The 14,946-nt window shown below is 47.7% G+C and carries 17 protein-coding genes; 3 read left to right on the top strand and 14 right to left on the bottom strand.

Going from position 1 to position 14,946, the window contains the following annotated elements; all coding sequences use genetic code 11:
• Positions 1-97: 97 nt before the first annotated feature.
• Together gnd and zwf are read right to left on the bottom strand one after the other, a co-directional pair.
• Entirely contained in the window at positions 98-991 is an 894-nt protein-coding gene (gnd, locus tag MKY35_RS10535) for a phosphogluconate dehydrogenase (NAD(+)-dependent, decarboxylating) (RefSeq protein WP_029519049.1), read from the bottom strand.
• 54 nt (positions 992-1,045) lie between these two features.
• Complete coding sequence (gene zwf / locus MKY35_RS10530) at positions 1,046-2,548, bottom strand: glucose-6-phosphate dehydrogenase (RefSeq protein ID WP_342446311.1); 1,503 nt, start codon at positions 2,546-2,548, stop codon at positions 1,046-1,048.
• A 290-nt stretch (positions 2,549-2,838) separates the two neighbouring features.
• Between zwf and MKY35_RS10525 the strand changes: the two genes are divergently transcribed.
• Both MKY35_RS10525 and MKY35_RS10520 read left to right on the top strand, forming a co-directional pair.
• Positions 2,839-3,159, top strand: coding sequence for a helix-turn-helix domain-containing protein (locus MKY35_RS10525; protein ID WP_007430161.1), 321 nt, complete (start codon positions 2,839-2,841; stop codon positions 3,157-3,159).
• Positions 3,160-3,301: 142 nt separating this feature from the next.
• On the top strand, positions 3,302-3,631 hold the full coding sequence (locus MKY35_RS10520; RefSeq protein ID WP_342446310.1) for a hypothetical protein: 330 nt from the start codon (positions 3,302-3,304) through the stop codon (positions 3,629-3,631).
• Between the two features lie 10 nt (positions 3,632-3,641).
• Here the strand turns inward: MKY35_RS10520 and MKY35_RS10515 are convergent, their stop codons facing one another.
• The 7 genes from MKY35_RS10515 to MKY35_RS10485 all read right to left on the bottom strand — a co-directional run bounded on the left by MKY35_RS10515 (position 3,642) and on the right by MKY35_RS10485 (position 7,715).
• On the bottom strand, positions 3,642-4,565 hold the full coding sequence (locus MKY35_RS10515; protein WP_342446309.1) for an NAD(P)/FAD-dependent oxidoreductase: 924 nt from the start codon (positions 4,563-4,565) through the stop codon (positions 3,642-3,644).
• Positions 4,566-4,800: 235 nt separating this feature from the next.
• The gene (locus MKY35_RS10510) at positions 4,801-5,403 is read right to left on the bottom strand and encodes a nitroreductase family protein (protein WP_029519044.1); all 603 of its coding nucleotides are present in this window, start codon (positions 5,401-5,403) and stop codon (positions 4,801-4,803) included.
• A 106-nt stretch (positions 5,404-5,509) separates the two neighbouring features.
• Positions 5,510-5,788, bottom strand: coding sequence for a hypothetical protein (locus tag MKY35_RS10505; RefSeq protein WP_342446308.1), 279 nt, complete (start codon positions 5,786-5,788; stop codon positions 5,510-5,512).
• A 130-nt stretch (positions 5,789-5,918) separates the two neighbouring features.
• Complete coding sequence (locus tag MKY35_RS10500; RefSeq protein ID WP_342446307.1) at positions 5,919-6,245, bottom strand: (2Fe-2S) ferredoxin domain-containing protein; 327 nt, start codon at positions 6,243-6,245, stop codon at positions 5,919-5,921.
• A 35-nt stretch (positions 6,246-6,280) separates the two neighbouring features.
• On the bottom strand, positions 6,281-6,781 hold the full coding sequence (locus tag MKY35_RS10495) for a metallophosphoesterase family protein (RefSeq protein ID WP_342446306.1): 501 nt from the start codon (positions 6,779-6,781) through the stop codon (positions 6,281-6,283).
• Positions 6,782-6,805: 24 nt separating this feature from the next.
• Positions 6,806-7,240 carry an Rrf2 family transcriptional regulator gene (locus MKY35_RS10490; RefSeq protein WP_342446305.1) on the bottom strand — a complete coding sequence of 145 codons (435 nt, stop codon included), beginning with the start codon at positions 7,238-7,240 and terminating at the stop codon, positions 6,806-6,808.
• A 97-nt stretch (positions 7,241-7,337) separates the two neighbouring features.
• Entirely contained in the window at positions 7,338-7,715 is a 378-nt protein-coding gene (locus tag MKY35_RS10485; RefSeq protein ID WP_023988297.1) for a DivIVA domain-containing protein, read from the bottom strand.
• 144 nt (positions 7,716-7,859) lie between these two features.
• Between MKY35_RS10485 and MKY35_RS10480 the strand changes: the two genes are divergently transcribed.
• On the top strand, positions 7,860-8,429 hold the full coding sequence (locus MKY35_RS10480) for a TraR/DksA C4-type zinc finger protein (protein ID WP_342446304.1): 570 nt from the start codon (positions 7,860-7,862) through the stop codon (positions 8,427-8,429).
• Between the two features lie 114 nt (positions 8,430-8,543).
• Here MKY35_RS10480 and MKY35_RS10475 read toward each other — a convergent pair whose 3' ends face one another.
• The 5 genes from MKY35_RS10475 to hrpB form a co-directional block, all read right to left on the bottom strand.
• Complete coding sequence (locus MKY35_RS10475) at positions 8,544-9,548, bottom strand: Gfo/Idh/MocA family oxidoreductase (RefSeq protein ID WP_029519037.1); 1,005 nt, start codon at positions 9,546-9,548, stop codon at positions 8,544-8,546.
• A gap of 18 nt (positions 9,549-9,566) precedes the next feature.
• Entirely contained in the window at positions 9,567-9,929 is a 363-nt protein-coding gene (locus tag MKY35_RS10470; protein WP_013310011.1) for a helix-turn-helix transcriptional regulator, read from the bottom strand.
• 315 nt (positions 9,930-10,244) lie between these two features.
• The gene (locus MKY35_RS10465; RefSeq protein WP_342446303.1) at positions 10,245-11,417 is read right to left on the bottom strand and encodes an acyltransferase; all 1,173 of its coding nucleotides are present in this window, start codon (positions 11,415-11,417) and stop codon (positions 10,245-10,247) included.
• 269 nt (positions 11,418-11,686) lie between these two features.
• Positions 11,687-12,274: a general stress protein gene (locus MKY35_RS10460; RefSeq protein ID WP_307350046.1), complete on the bottom strand. Its 588-nt coding sequence runs from the start codon at positions 12,272-12,274 to the stop codon at positions 11,687-11,689.
• Between the two features lie 119 nt (positions 12,275-12,393).
• Positions 12,394-14,922, bottom strand: a complete 2,529-nt coding sequence (gene hrpB / locus MKY35_RS10455; protein WP_342446302.1) for an ATP-dependent helicase HrpB — start codon at positions 14,920-14,922, stop codon at positions 12,394-12,396.
• Positions 14,923-14,946: the final 24 nt, after the last annotated feature.

The following is a 14,946-nucleotide window of genomic DNA, read 5'->3' as shown; positions in this document are numbered from 1 at the left end:
ATATGCAGGTTATGCAAAAATCCAATAAACGCCAAAACATATAGCAATATCCCCGCAGTTGTGAAGCTACGGGGATAGATACTAACTTATATTGTTATTACTTCTTTTCTACCGCGTGACCGCCAAATTCATTACGCAGTGCAGCAACCACTTTCCCGTTGAACGTGTCCGCATCAAGAGACCGGTAGCGCATCAGCAGGGACAAAGCAATAACTGGTGTAGCAGCCTGAATGTCCAACGCTTCTTCAACCGTCCATTTTCCTTCACCAGAAGAGTGCATAACCCCACGGATTTCGTCCAGGTTTGCATCTTTGGAGAATGCACGTTCAGTTAAGCCCATCAACCAAGAGCGGATAACAGAACCGTTGTTCCACACACGCGCTACTTGTTCATAATCAAAGTCAAAGTTGCTTTTTTCCAGCACTTCAAATCCTTCACCGATGGAAGCCATCATGCCGTATTCCACACCGTTATGAACCATTTTCAGAAAATGTCCGCTTCCGGATTTACCTGCGTACAAATATCCATTTTCCACTGCTGTGTCGCGGAAAACAGGCTCAACAACCGCCCAAGCTTCCGGATCGCCACCGATCATATAACAAGCGCCATTGCGTGCACCTTCCATCCCGCCTGAAGTTCCAGCATCCATGAAGCTGATCCCATGTTCTTTTAGACGGGCATGACGAGCAATAGACTCTTTGTAATGAGAATTACCACCTTCAATAATGATGTCCCCTTTGGACAACATCGGTTGAAGCTGATCCAGCACAGAATCAACAATTTGGTGAGGAACCATGATCCATAATACTCTAGGGGATTGAGTTGCCTGTACAAGCTCTTCCAATGTAGAAGCACCTTTAGCTCCATAATCCTTCATTTCTTGGATTGCGGCTGCATTAACGTCGTAAGCGACAAGTTCATGCTTATGATCAATCAAATTTTTCCCGAGATTCAAACCCATTTTTCCCAAACCAATTAATCCTACTTGCATAGTAAAGGCCTCCTGCCGTAGCAAACATATTTTGGATATACTTTCTTGTTACTGTTAAGAACGAACGACTGCTTTCTCAGAACTTTCCGTTTTTTCATCCAGCCACCATGTAAAGCCTTGCTCCTCTAACATTTGATCTGAAGCTTCTGGACCGTAAGAGCCTGCTGCATACGTGTGTAGTGGAACCTCACCACGAGCAAAAGCTTCCAGTACAGGTTGAACCCACACCCATGAAAGCTCAACTTCGTTCCAATGAGCAAAAAAGGTGGAATCGCCGCGCAGTGCATCAAAGATGAGGCGTTCATAGGCTTCTGGTACATCCTTGGCCTCGGAATGATAATTCATCAGAACCGTTTCCAGTTGACCAGCGTTTAGCGGATCTCTGCTGTTCAAACGCAGCGTTACCTTTTCATCCGGGTTAACATGGATGATCAGCAGGTTCGGGTCAGTCGGTTGCCCTTGAGCGGCATAAGGATCAGTGCTGTCCTTTTTGAATTCCACGACGATACGAGTAGATTTTTCTTTCATGCGTTTGCCGGTACGAATATAGAACGGCACACCCGACCATTGTTCGTTGTCAATCCATAGGCGAGCTGAAATGAAAGTATCATTTTGCGAATCAGGTCCGATATCCGGCTCTTCTTTATAGGAAGGAACTGCTTTTCCGTTGATCTCACCGTTGGTATATTGGCCTCTAACCACGTTGGAAGCAATATCAGAAGGATCAAGTGCACGAAGCGCGTCCATAACCTTGCTTTTTTCGTCACGCACCTGGTCAGCCGTGACATGTCCCGGCTTGTTCATAGCCGCCATCATCAATACCTGCAGCATGTGATTTTGTACCATATCACGAATAGCGCCGGAGTGATCATAATATCCTGCTCGCTCCTCTACTCCTACAGTCTCAGAAGCGGTAATTTGCACATTGGCGATGTACTGATTGTTCCATATTCCTTGAAGCAACGGATTAGCGAATTTTAAGGCTTCAAGGTTTTGAACCATGGGCTTGCCTAAGTAATGGTCAATACGATAAATCTCATCCTCAGCAAAGGTTCTGCTCAGGCGATCATTCAACTCACGTGCGGATTCCAGATCGTGCCCAAATGGTTTTTCGATAATGAGCCGTTTCCAACCCTTTGTTTCAGCTAAACCACTCTCCCGAATATTGAGGGCAATCACATCAAAAAATTCCGGTGCCACCGATAAGTAAAACATGCGGTTCCCCGGAATTCCCAAGTCATTTTCACGTTGCTCAGCAAGCTGTAGCAGCTTTTTATAATCTTCCGGGTGGTTGACGTTCAATGCGCTGTAACGGAAAGCACTTAAGAACTGATCCATCTGTGCACGGTCTTCATTCACGTGTCTGGAAAAATCCTTAATGGATTGCTCTACATTACTTTGAAATTGCTCGTCCGCCACTTCACGACGCCCCATCCCAATTACAGAAAAGGAAGCCGGAATTTTACCTTCTACAAACAAATTATACAAGGCAGGGTAAATTTTGCGTTTAGCCAAATCCCCTGTCGCTCCAAATAAGACAAATGTCATTGAATCCATGAAATATTCCTTCTTCCCATTATAAAGATGAGGTTATTAAAAGTTACCTGAGGAATTAACGTAACCCATAATACACCCAAAATAAGGGGCAAGTCAATCAAATTTTAGCGAAATCGTGAACATTCGATATATCCTGTAATGATAACGTTTTCTGTGGTATGATTGACGAAAGGAAAGAGAAAAAAATGTTAAATATGTCACAGTTGACACAAAGCGTTATAGTTACTATTGGTATACAGAGTTACTTTTAGTATACTGTTTAAAACAACAATGAAATTGAGGGGATTCAGATGAGCGACGACAGGCAGCCTAAGCTTTTGTGCGGTAAGGTGGAACAGTCCTTTCAGATCATCAGCAAAAAATGGACCGCTCTCATCATTCATACTTTGATGGAACATCCCAAACGATTTAGTGAAATTCACGTCTCCATACCCGATCTTAGCAAACGCATGCTGAACGAACGCATCAAGGAACTAGAGCTTTCCGGCCTGATCCTTCGCAATGTCATCACAGAGCGGCCTGTGCGTACCGAGTATTCGCTGACACGCAAGGGTAAAGAGCTAGGTGATGCATTGAATGGTGTGGAGAGCTGGGCCGAGAGATGGCTTTAACTTCTAACAGGAGATCGTCACACATGGTCTCCTGTTATTGTGTTACCCCATGTGGATCATAATACAGACTACAGTACGAAAATAATGGAACAACCACGCAGCAGCTCATGATTTCAGTCTGAGCCAAGGAGGGAAGAGAACGATGGCATTTGGCATTACCCGGCAGGAGCTTATGGCCTGGAAAAGAGAGGTCAGTCGTGGTGAAATTGCTTTTCTGACACATTACTGGCTGGATGATCGCTTTCCAGGCATTACAACCGTCACCAAGGTGGGATGTTCTAATTTGGACAAGCTGCGCTTATGGTGCAACCATAACGGATTGGACCCCCAATATATTCATCAACGTCAGCCCTATCCGCATTTTGATCTTATCGGCAACAAACAGACAGAAATTTTACGTAAGTACGGCATGAGCGATCAATTAAAACGCTTTGAACTTCATCTCCCAACGAGTACACGCCCATCGTTCTAAACCGCAGCTCTCAGAGCTGCGGTACTTTTGTTTTCATACCAGTTAATACCTTGTGTATCCAAATCGCTGACATAGCTCCTTCTCCCATCGCTACAGTCGCTTGTTCGGCATGAGCCCCTAAGTCCCCGGCTACCCATACATTTTCCACATTTGTCATTTTGCTGCGAGGATGAGTTTCAATGTGCTTATTATGCAGCAGATGTACACCCAGTTGCTCTGCCAGCTCTGAATGAACATGATTGCTGCCAAAAGCTAAAAAGCCCCGCTCTGCTCGAACTACTTGTCCATCGGCCAGCCGCACTCCTTCAAAACAGCCCGGTTCTCCGGTTATAATCTCAGAAATAGCAGCTTCCTTATAGCCAATCCCTTTTTCCCGCAGCTTTTCGCTCAGCTCGTCCGGCACCTCTGAACGCTCATGATTGACATATACAAGTTGATCGGTGCGCGCTGATAAAATCAGAGCCATGGAAGCTCCTGCTTTGCCTGCCCCCATGACGACCGTACTGCGATCCTGAACCTCATAACCGTCACAGTCCGGGCACACATATACACTGTTGCCCAAGCAGGCTTGTAACCCATCCAGTTTTGGAAAACGGTCCGTTAGCCCTGTCGCCAACAGCAGCGTCTTTGACGAATACACGGAGCCTTCCTCCACTTGAATGTCAAAAAGCTCATCCCTTTTGACGGCTTTGACCGCCTTTCCTTCAACAAACTCAGTGCCTAGTTTCGTAGCCTCACTATGTCCACGCCGTCGTAGCTCTTCACCAGAAATTCCGTCAGGAAAGCCCAAAATATTATGATATTGATGACACAGCGTAGACCGACCATAGCCGGAATCTATTACCAGCACCCGATGACTGCTGTATCTTCCCAATTGAATGGCTGCTTGCAAACCGGCAATTCCCCCGCCAACAATAATGCAATCATAGTTCATCACTTTTCCTCCTTTGAATGCGCGTTATCCTAGATAGCTGCATAAAACCGCAATCACATCTATGTAAACTTCTCATCCAATTTTAAACATAATATCACCCACTAACGGATGAATTAACCGCTGTGTCTGTATATATCAAAGCTTACATATCTTAAAAATGGAATGGCAAAGAGCACTGTAGATACCCACAGTGCTCTAATCAGGCTGAACTTGAAACGTCACTTTATCGTGAAAATTATTTAAATGTTTTTACACGTTCTTCAATAGGCTGGAATTCTTTTTCACCTGGTTGGAATGTCGGTTTACCAAATGGCATTTCAGCAATCAGTTTCCAATGCTCAGGAATGTTCCATTCGTTTTTCACTTTTTCATCAATCAAAGGGTTGTAATGCTGAAGGGATGCGCCCAATCCTTCTTGTTCCAGAGCTGTCCATACAACCAATTGTAGCATACCATTAGATTGGTTAGCCCAGATTGGAAAATTGTCCGCATAGGCTTCGAATTGTTGTTGCAGACCAGCTATCACGTTATTGTCTTCAAAGAACAAGACTGTTCCGTAACCACTGCGGAAACCGTTCATTTTCTCAGCAGTAGATTTGAATTGTTCTTCATTGCCTACCACTTCCCGCAAAATATCTTCTGTAATATTCCACAGTTTGTCATGATGTTCTCCAAGCAACACTACAGCACGTGAAGTTTGGGAGTTGAACGAGGTAGGTGTGTACTTTACAGCTTCCTCTACAATCTCTTGAATTCGTTGGTCAGAAATGACCTGTTCTTTGCTAATACCATAATAGGAGCGTCTGTCTTTCAGAGCTGTGAAGAAATCTTTAGTCATTTTGTTACCTCCTGAGAAAAATCAATTACTTTTCGTAACTTAATATACATTGCATATATCTTAAAGTCAAGAGTTTTCTTTTTAAATATTACCAGTTAGTTGATGATTATACGCCACCATTGTATTTTTTCTCACTGGAAGAGGTGTGCTTGGTTGCATCCTTGTCTCTCTCCTCCTGTCTTTCCATCTTCAAATCCTCTACAGGAATGGCGTCTACTGTCTGCTCGATCTCAAAACGGTCGAACAAGCTTTCCTGCTCTGTTGGATACTGCTCTGCATGATCTCGATTGATCGACTGTTCCTGATGTTGAGACTTCGTTGTTCCTTTCCCCGTCTGTCCTTTCTGCTCATTCTGATCGTGCAGGTTATCTTCAAATGGGGCCATTTTACTTCCCTCCCTATCGGATTGGTGTCCACAGTATACTTTTACCTTTCACATCGGGGATTAAACGCAAAAAAGAGAAAATCTCTACAAAGATTTTCTCTACTCATGTTCTTATAGATGGTCGATTGGATTATTCCGAGCTGGATTCACCTGTACACTCATAAAAAAGATGAGGTTCCAGCTTCTCTCCTGTTACGAGCTTCTGTACCAGTTGAGTCCCCGAGTCGGGGGTCATTTGACCATACCAGTCCCCTTGAGGATAGACGATCACAACCGCAGCATCATGGCAACGCCCATTACAGCGAGTTCTGGTCGTGTGAATATATGCCTCTGCATTTTGTTTACGAATTTCATCCCGAATTGCCTGTGTAACTTCTTCACCCTCATGTCGCATACATGTGCCTCCATTGCAAATCAATACATGATGCTTCATTGGTTCTAATTCAAAAATAGCCATAGCTTCCCCTTTAATCAACAGTTGTTGGTTTTAAATCAATGTTTATCTGGATAAAGAACAAGCTGTGCTTCCATCTGACCAGCTTCAATCGTCAGCACGATAAATGAATATTCGTCTTGGCCGCGTTTGTCCGTCGGAGACCCCGGATTAAGGACAAGCTGACCGTCAATCGTTTTGAGCACCGGAATATGAGAATGTCCATAAATCAGGCAATCCAGCGTTTCTCCCTTAAACGTATTCAATGCGATATTTTCTGTCGTGCCTCGCCAGCCGTGACCGTGAACCATGCCGATTCGCTTGCCTTGGGCTTCAACGATTCGCTGATAGCCTAGACGCTCCACGATGTCCACTCCATCATTGTTTCCGGCAATGCCTTGCACAGGCGCAAATTCAGCTAGACGTTCATATACGAACCAATCCGTCCAGTCTCCGGCATGGAGAATGAGGTCACTGCCTTTTAACTCCTGTACAAGCCGACTAGGCAACGTTTTGCTTCTATGCGGCATATGGGTGTCTGAAAGTACGATGATTTTCATATCAATTGCTCCTTACCAGCGTCTTTACACAGATGAATTTTGTTGCCCCACGCGCTGCTGAAGTGCCTGCTCCAAATCTCGCAGCGTAACGGTCTCGAAAAACGCCTGTATTTTCTGCTCTGCCACGGTATATAAACCATCCAACAATGCGTCTATGTTCCTACCTACCTCACAATTAAGATTGCTATCGGCGTGGATGGCGAACAACGGACCTTCATCCTTAGTCGCTTCATAGATCATTTTCAGATTGATGTTTGAACTGGACATGCTTAGACGAAAGCCGCGTGCTCCAGGCGATGAATCAACCAAACCCGCTTGCTTGAGTCGGCTCATGATCCTTCTCACAACTACCGGGTTTGTATTGATGCTGGAAGCTATAAGTGACGATGTCATTCGCTCCGGTGCCCCTTCAGCCAGAAGAAGCAGACAATGGATACTAACGGAAAAATGGGTACTCATGTTAACCACCTTTATGTGTGTGCCTCATTAAATGTTTGATAAAATACTTGTTTCCATCATACCACAATAGAGGCACCAACACAGTGCTAACTGCACCTTACTCCGGAAAATAGTCATTTTCAGGACGTACTCGCACCTTTAATTGGCGCACACTATATTCCAACTGTTTTACGATATCCTCCAGTTGACGACGGTCAAGTCCATTAAGGTCGGCCGCTGGCTTGGGTGCATTTTTCAAATCACGTATGGTTGCCTGCTGCTCCTGCCACTTGTCCATCAGGTCGGCTATATTCGCATAAAAGCGTTCATAGTCCTTGATCACTTCATCCAGAAAGGCATCTACCTCGTCCGGATCATAGCCGCGCATTTTATTCTTAAACTGTTTCTCATGAATGGAGAGCGCGTCCAGCTGAATGCCCAGTTGTTTAAACAACTGCTTTTGCTTATCCAGACGACGCTTCATATGTTCATCCATCGGTTATTCCCTCCTTAACACACTATTCTTTTTATATCACATTCTAGGCTGGGAATAAAAGTCTCTGCTGATTGCCCGGCCCTATGAACGGGTATAAAAGAGCATACGTGTCACTTATACAGACCACGAAGGGGAGAGATGATCATGAATCATTTGAACGATTCGCAGCTTGCAGAGCTGAAACATATGTTGTTGGAGCAGAAAAAGGATTTAGAAAAGCATTTTGAACAAAACGGTCATGCAAACGCTCAATTGGGAGAAACACTGACAGTTTCCACAGGTGAGCTCTCGTCCTATGACAACCACCCCGCTGATATAGGGACAGAAACCTTTGAACGGTCCCGTGATCTGGCGATTAATGATTCGCTGCAAGACGAGCTGGAGCAAGTCAATGCAGCCCTTCAGCGGATAAAGGATGGGACGTATGGAATTTGTGTGGAGAGCGGGGAAGAAATTCCTTTTGAACGGTTACAAGCCATTCCATATACAGCCTATACCGTCGAGCACACGCCAACTCGAGAATTATCTAATGACCGTCCGGTAGAGGAACAGGTCATGACTCCGCCGCCCAAGGGTGCAGGTGAGGTTCGCCAACGGAATGCAGGACGATTTGATGATGCGGGCGCATGGGACGCCGTGGAAAAATACGGTACATCGAACTCACCTGCAACTGCCGCCAAGCGTGATGTCACAGATTATGATGAAAATATGTGATGCTCGAATGCCCAAAGACTTATTGAAAATACCTATGTATTTGTCATCTAAAAAAGCAGCTTGTCCTTTTGACAAGGCTGCTTTTTTAGATCTTCTAGGAATACGGTACACCGCTTATCCAATTTCTATCCGTTTCCGACTGCGAGCTGACTCAATACAAGCATCGATCACCTTCATATTGCTCACCGCATCTTCCGGCTCATACGGCAACGGGACACCGTCAAGCACTGCTTTAGCAAAAGCATCCGCTTGCAGTTCAAAAGAATTAAAACCTTTCAGACGTTCCTCACGCGTAACCGAACCGACGTGGACGAAAATTTGCGGTACCACAGACGTTCTTTCCCAGCCGAACATTTTGGGCATCGCAATCGTACCCTTGCTACCGAGAATTTCCATGTTGGAACGATTGGCTGCCCACATGCCACAATCGAAAGTAAGATTGATTCCACCCGGAAATTCCAGCAAGCCGGAAGCCATCATATCGACGTTGTCATGCTCCGGGGAAAATAAGGCATGTACCGTCACTGCCTCCGGCTCCCGATCCAAATACATACGAGCGGCTGATATCGGATAGACACCCACATCATATAGCGAGCCGCCGCCCATGTTTTTATTAAAGCGCACATTATCTGCCTGATCGGTATTGTTAAACGTAAACGTGCAATGGATGCCGCGAATGTCACCAATTTCCCCACTATTGATAATTTCCTTAATTCTTCGATGTTTGGGATGATAGCGATACATAAAAGCCTCTGCAAAGATCACTCCTGCACGTTGACATGCTTCAATCATGCGGCTTGTTCCGGCCGAGCTAAGAGAAGATGGTTTTTCACACAAAACGTGCTTCCCGGCCTCTGCTGCCCGAATGGTCCACTCTTCATGCAGATGGTTCGGCAACGGAATGTACACCGCTCCGATTTCGGGATCAGCCAACAGTTCATCATAGCTTCCATAACTTTTCGGAATATCGAACTCCCGGGCGGCCTCAGCGGCTTTATCCGCATTACGGCTAGCAATCCCAAGCACTTCTCCGCGTTCGGATTGCTGAATCGCAGGAATTACAGCGATTTGGGCGATCTCCGCAGTGCCTAAAATTCCCCATTTCAGCTTTCTACCCATCATTCTCATCCTTTCGTGTTAGGAATAATTGTCTTGTTCCGCTTTATGCAGCATACCTAAGCAACGGTCCAAATCGGCTTTGACCTGCTTCTTGTACAGTCGGGCTTTCTCCTCCCCATCATCTGTAAAGTGATAGAGTACAATCTCCTGAAAATCCACGCGCGGGTCTGTTCCTTTCAATCGCTTGGTACGGTAAAAAACGCCTTCCTGTACCAGCTCATGCAGCGCCCGATAAACCTCGCTCTGAGGCGGAACATATCCAAAGCCACTAAACTCATCCTTCATCGATTCGAGCATCTGATATCCATAACCGCGATGCCTCTCCACCATTGTGATCAGATAAATTTTGATAAAAGCCCGCTGGGATATCATAAACGCCATTTTACAGCCTCCTCCACACCTTATTCGTGCACCTTATCTTCCATTATAAACCACTCTGCGTCCATACACTATTTCCTTTGATGAGATAAGAGTTTATGAGAACTCTCCATCCCTTGTGACCTGTTTTAAGATGGCGAGAGATATAGAATGAGGCGATATAGAGTAGTGTGCGAAGCGCTGAGAAATGATTTTATGATTTGCTATTATGAATTTTTCATATGTTGAAATAATATAATATCAGTTAAAAAAGTATCCCTTGGCCTTATTTCTTGGCTTTGGGATACTCTTGTGAATATATGTGATTGGGTTATCAAATCAAGCTTGCTTTTGTACGGCTGGTGGACTCCCAGTCGGGCGAGGACGAACCCGAAGCCCCACGATCCATTTGCCCAGAGGCAAACGTGCCAGCAGCCATGTTCCGGCAACGGAAAAGATCATACAAAGAGCGAATGAAGCCAGCGTACGAAGAACGTGGCTCCAGTCTGCAAACAACGTCTCGTCAAAATAATAGGTCACACGCAGCATAAAGGCATGCATAAGATACGCTCCATAGGACAACGTTCCGATGGCCGTCAGCATACTCGCCGCACGTCCCCCCTTATGAGCAATCCACGTCGCTACCCGATAAGCTACAAAAATAGACGCGACGCAATATACAGCCATGACCGGACGCAGCAGAGACAAATAGTTAAAGGAAAGAACTGTACCTTGCGGTGTCTGGAACTGACCGATCATCTCATACAGCAAGTAGCCAGTAATTACGATAAACAACGGCCAGTATATCATTTGTGCTTTGGTTACCCATGCATTCCAACGCTTGACGTTCATCCCGGCTGCCGCTCCCAGCACAAAATAAAAGAAAAAGTAGATCACATTCCGGTCAGCGTACAGGGTAAACCAAGAGGTAATGACCGGAAGCTGGAGCTTATCCATCGCTTGGTATACGGGTCCAACGGCGAACATGAGCAAAATATATAGCACGCCGAATACAGCCAATGCAGCGGGTCGCCATTTTGATGGCAGTAGCGCAGACAAACGACGGACAGCATAACGAAACACAGGAAATAACACATAACATTGGATAATCATTACGATGTACCACAGATGATAGCTACTTTTCCCGTTCAACAGCTTCTGGAAAAAATCCAGCAGGTGAATATATCCTCCACTTTGGGTAAGCTGATTTCCCAATTCGTATAAAAGAGACCATATGATATAAGGAACAATGATGTCCAGGAATCTTTTACGCAAAAACGTTCCGTACTTTAAGACCCCGTCATAATTGTAAAATAGCACCATTCCCGTGATAAACACAAACACAGGAACTGCAAATTTGGAACACAGCAGTAAAAGTGTCATCAAAACCCCGTCCTGGATGCGCGCCCCCTGCGCAACCGCATAATGTGCGACGGAATGCTGAAGAACAACGGCCGCAAAAGCCAGCCCTCTCAGCAAAGCGACTTCGGAAATTCTCTCTTTTTGACTCATGTCACTCTCCTGTTACATCTAGCAATTTATAAATCCAGGATTTTTCAAAATCCTCAATCTATTATAACGACAATTCTGTAAAAATATATAGAAGGTTAAACGTGCCAACGGCAAGCTTAGCATCATTTATCTCAGATTTATTCTATGATCCACAAATATGTAAAAGCAGCAGTCCTCCCTCTCGGGGAGACTGCTGCTGTAGAAACAACTCATATACAAAGGAGATAGGAAAGCCTGTTAAATCACGTTCTCAACTAGCCGTTAGGTGTTTACAGGTTCCTTCTCGTATCTGTGTATGCATCTGTACGCGGCGTGTCTGCCATCGTATCATCATACGTTCTGTAACGATCCGCATTCAGCGAACGGTTGGTGCGGAAAATATCATAAACATCCCTGTTATGGTCAGCGGAATCCACCAGCACTAAAATCTTGCCCTGATCGACGTAAGTCTCATATTGACGTGCATCATCTTCTGGAATACCCAGCCCGACCAGTCCACCGACCAAGCCACCTGCTCCCGCTCCGACAGCTGCTCCGGTAAGGGTAGCCGCGATAGGTCCAGCAGCGAGGATTGGTCCGATACCTGGAATAGCCAAGGCCCCGATGCCCGCCAGCAACCCAGCAACGCCGCCTACAACGCCGCCGGTAGCCGCACCCGTCGCTACACCTTCCGGTGCTTTGGTACCTGTCTCTTCACTAATCGTCCTCAGCTCGTCACGGTCACGGGTGATCACAGAAATTTCACTGCTTGGGATTCCTTTGCTCTGCAATTGTCCTATCGCACGAGATGCTTCCTGCTCTGTATCAAAAACACCAACAATCTTCTTTTCATTATAATCGTTTAAGTTATTAGCCATGATAGTTACCTCCCAATATTTTGGTGTTGAGTGGTTCGTTTTTCATTACCCCGCTATTATGACGTTTAAACGATTTTACAAAAATTTAAAAAGTCTATTAGCATAAAACAGCTTTTATATTATTGCTTGCGCTTTGCTCTGTTGGTCGCCACAGCTTCTAGTGGATCTTCAGGCCAATAATGCTTAGGATATCTGCCTTTCAGGTCCTTTTTGACTTCAAAGTAAGCCTCGCTCCAGAAGCTGGACAAGTCGGACGTTACTTGGACAGGTCGCTGGGCAGGTGACAGTAAATGCAATACAATGGGCACACGTCCGCGTCCAATACGAGGCGTATCCCTCATACCGAACAATTCTTGTAGTCGTACGGCCAGCGCTGGTGCCTCAGGATTCGAATAATCGACAGGAATGCGGGAACCGCTGGGTACACGGATATGCGTCGGCGCTTCCTGATCAAGCTGCTGCCGCTGTTCCCAGTCCAGCCTGCCAAGCAGCAATGCAGCACTGTCCAGCCGTTGCAGATCGGATACGTTTTTGGCTCCTAGAGCAAAAGGCAACAGCCACGATTCCAGTGAATCCAGCAATGCCAATTCCGTGCAGTCCGGCCAGTCTTCAGGCGCTGAGAAGTGCATAAAAATCAAACGAGCCTGCAACTGGAGGGTTTGCCGATTCCATGACAACAGCTTCAGACCGCGTTCACGGACACCCTGCATCAAGGCGGCAGCAACTTCCTCTGCCGGAGGTCGCTCATAAGACGTTTCCTTTAAGACGAGTGAGCCCAGTCGCAGTACCTTGCGGGCTCTCACTGCTGAGGCGGAGCTATCCCAGTATACGCTGGCTTGTTCCAGCAACAAATCGCTGCAATGCTGGGTCAGCTCTTGCAGTTCAACCGGTGCCGCCAACTGAATGGCACCATCTGCTCCCTCGTCGTCCACTTCGGCGGCGACGAGATAGGATGAACGCGACATCCACTCCACTTGTCGGAGTCGCGCCCCTCGGCCGCCGCTAAGCAAAAAGCGGCCATCCCCCCGGCCCTGCGCAATCCGGTCCGGATACGCGAAGGCCAGCAGCAGCCCGCAGGCCGCGGAGCCGTCAGGCTCGTCCTGCGATGCGGCAGCTGTCGGCAGCGTGGCTAGCAGCTGTCGGCTCTCTTGCACGATACGGCGAATCACCGTATCGTCTGCTGCCCGCAGCAGGCTGTGCGTGCTGCGGGCATAGGCCGCCTCGCGCAGGGCATCCAGCCGCGGGCGCAAATCCGTTCCGCCATGAGCGCGGAACGGGTCCCGCTCTTGCAGCAGCGCAGCCAGACGGCTGGCAGTCGGGGCCAGGCCAAGGGCTGCTGCACGCAACAGCATGTGCCCGAGGCGCGGGTGCGTGCCCAGGGCGGACACCTCGCGCCCATGCGCGGTGATGACGCCTGTAGTGCCATCGGCTGCTTCATCCAGACAGCCGAGCTGGTGCAGCAGACCTGTGGCCTGGCCGTACGCGGCCTCAGGCGGGGCATCCAGCCAGGCCAGCTCGGCGGGCTCGCGCACACCCCAGGCCGCCAGCTCCAGCGCGAGCGGCGCCAGATCCGCTGCCGCGATTTCCGGGCGGCTGGCATCGGGGAGCGCGGCGTGCTCCTGCGCGCTCCACAGCCGGTAGCATACGCCCGGCTGGAGGCGCCCCGCCCGTCCGCGCCGCTGGTCAGCGGAGGCCTTGGACACCTTGACGGTGGTCAAACGACTCATGCCAGTTCGCGCGGAAAATACCGATTCCCGCGACAGTCCGCTATCGATCACCACCGTGATCCCGGCGATGGTCAAACTGGACTCGGCAATCGAGGTGGCCAATACCACTTTTCGACTGCCCGAAGCCGACGGGCGTATTGCCTCATCCTGCTGCTCCAGCTTCATGCTGCCGTACAGCGGAATGATCTTGACGTGTGCTGGTAAATGCTTTGAAGCCAATTCTCGTTCCGTTCTATGAATTTCTCTGGCCCCTGGTAAAAACACCAATAGATCGCCTTCATGAGCATGAAGCGCCTTTTCTACTGTCTCAGCCGTAAAGGACTCTAATGAGGTTGACGAAAGCTTGGACATATGGAAGGTTTCTACCGGAAATACGGTGCCTGGACATTCCAGTAATGGCGCATCCCCTAATAGTCTACATACAGGCTCTGCCTCCAAGGTGGCAGACATGATCAATATCTTCAAATCCGGTCGCAGCAGCGCCTGGCTTTGCAGGGCAAGTGCCAATCCCAAGTCTGCATGCAGGCTGCGCTCATGAAACTCATCAAACATAATCAGCCCGACTCCCTCCAACGCCTGATCATGTTGCAACATCCGGGTGAGTACGCCTTCCGTAACCACCTCAATCCGCGTGTTTGGCCCTACTTTTGTATCCATGCGAACCCGGTAGCCCACCGTCTTTCCGGTGGGCTCTCCCAGCGCTTTCGCCATTTGCGCTGCTGCTGCACGCGCTGCTAAACGCCTCGGCTCCAGCATAATTATCTTTTGCCCTGCCAGCCACGGCTCATTCAGTAGCTCCAGCGGTGTTACCGTCGTTTTCCCCGCTCCCGGCTGTGCAATCAGTACCGCCGCCGAATGAGATTGCAGTGTATGTTTAAGCTCGGGGATCACTTGCATAATAGGCAGTTGTTTATCTTTCAATGAAATCTCTCCAATGATACGCTT

This window comes from Paenibacillus sp. FSL L8-0638, assembly GCF_038593075.1.
Taxonomy (GTDB): Bacteria; Bacillota; Bacilli; order Paenibacillales; family Paenibacillaceae; genus Paenibacillus; species Paenibacillus polymyxa_D.
This window is presented reverse-complemented; position numbering and strand designations above follow the sequence as displayed.

Coding starts and splice junctions, on each gene's coding strand:
- MKY35_RS10460 (WP_307350046.1), bottom strand. CDS start 12,274: ATGGCTAATAACTTAAACGATTATAATGAAAAGAAGATTGTTGGTGTT.
- MKY35_RS10480 (WP_342446304.1), top strand. CDS start 7,860: ATGAATCATTTGAACGATTCGCAGCTTGCAGAGCTGAAACATATGTTG.
- MKY35_RS10485 (WP_023988297.1), bottom strand. CDS start 7,715: ATGGATGAACATATGAAGCGTCGTCTGGATAAGCAAAAGCAGTTGTTT.
- MKY35_RS10475 (WP_029519037.1), bottom strand. CDS start 9,548: ATGGGTAGAAAGCTGAAATGGGGAATTTTAGGCACTGCGGAGATCGCC.
- MKY35_RS10510 (WP_029519044.1), bottom strand. CDS start 5,403: ATGACTAAAGATTTCTTCACAGCTCTGAAAGACAGACGCTCCTATTAT.
- MKY35_RS10465 (WP_342446303.1), bottom strand. CDS start 11,417: ATGAGTCAAAAAGAGAGAATTTCCGAAGTCGCTTTGCTGAGAGGGCTG.
- MKY35_RS10490 (WP_342446305.1), bottom strand. CDS start 7,240: ATGAGTACCCATTTTTCCGTTAGTATCCATTGTCTGCTTCTTCTGGCT.
- gnd (WP_029519049.1), bottom strand. CDS start 991: ATGCAAGTAGGATTAATTGGTTTGGGAAAAATGGGTTTGAATCTCGGG.
- MKY35_RS10495 (WP_342446306.1), bottom strand. CDS start 6,781: ATGAAAATCATCGTACTTTCAGACACCCATATGCCGCATAGAAGCAAA.
- zwf (WP_342446311.1), bottom strand. CDS start 2,548: ATGGATTCAATGACATTTGTCTTATTTGGAGCGACAGGGGATTTGGCT.
- MKY35_RS10525 (WP_007430161.1), top strand. CDS start 2,839: ATGAGCGACGACAGGCAGCCTAAGCTTTTGTGCGGTAAGGTGGAACAG.
- MKY35_RS10500 (WP_342446307.1), bottom strand. CDS start 6,245: ATGGCTATTTTTGAATTAGAACCAATGAAGCATCATGTATTGATTTGC.
- MKY35_RS10515 (WP_342446309.1), bottom strand. CDS start 4,565: ATGAACTATGATTGCATTATTGTTGGCGGGGGAATTGCCGGTTTGCAA.
- MKY35_RS10520 (WP_342446310.1), top strand. CDS start 3,302: ATGGCATTTGGCATTACCCGGCAGGAGCTTATGGCCTGGAAAAGAGAG.
- MKY35_RS10470 (WP_013310011.1), bottom strand. CDS start 9,929: ATGGCGTTTATGATATCCCAGCGGGCTTTTATCAAAATTTATCTGATC.
- MKY35_RS10505 (WP_342446308.1), bottom strand. CDS start 5,788: ATGGCCCCATTTGAAGATAACCTGCACGATCAGAATGAGCAGAAAGGA.